Genomic DNA, 399 nt, shown 5'->3' with positions numbered 1-399 from the left:
TATTATTCTCTTAAAGATGATACTTCTAAAAATCAAATAATAACTATGACAGAACTAATAATTAGTGAACGTTTAATGTTAATTTTAAAACAAAAAAAAGCTAGATTTTCTCTTGAACCAATTTACTCCAATAAAACTGTAAATGTTAAAATGTTTAACTTAAATGAAGAAATAAAACAGCTACTTGAAAAGTGCAAATAAAAACTTAATAAATCTAAGCAATATAAAGTTTTTTAGTAATACTTAGAACTTTCATTATTTTTTTATTTAATTAACATATATTTATTTAAAGTTAATCTATATAAAAATATATAATAAAAAACATTAGGTAAAGATTTAATTTTTAAAATCCTTATCTAATGTTTTTTGATTTTTAATATTAAAATTTATCTTTTATTT

General features: G+C 16.8%; 1 protein-coding gene. It reads left to right on the top strand.

The window, feature by feature from the left end:
• Window positions 1–201 (top strand): hypothetical protein (locus tag GBZ86_RS17720; RefSeq protein ID WP_170272338.1); only part of this gene is annotated, 201 nt, incomplete at its 5' end.
• Window positions 202–399 lie beyond the last annotated feature (198 nt).

Source organism: Clostridium tarantellae (genome assembly GCF_009295725.1).
GTDB classification, from domain to species: Bacteria; Bacillota; Clostridia; order Clostridiales; family Clostridiaceae; genus Sarcina; species Sarcina tarantellae.
Note: the sequence above shows the minus strand (reverse complement) of the source record. Positions and strands in the feature narration are given on the sequence as shown.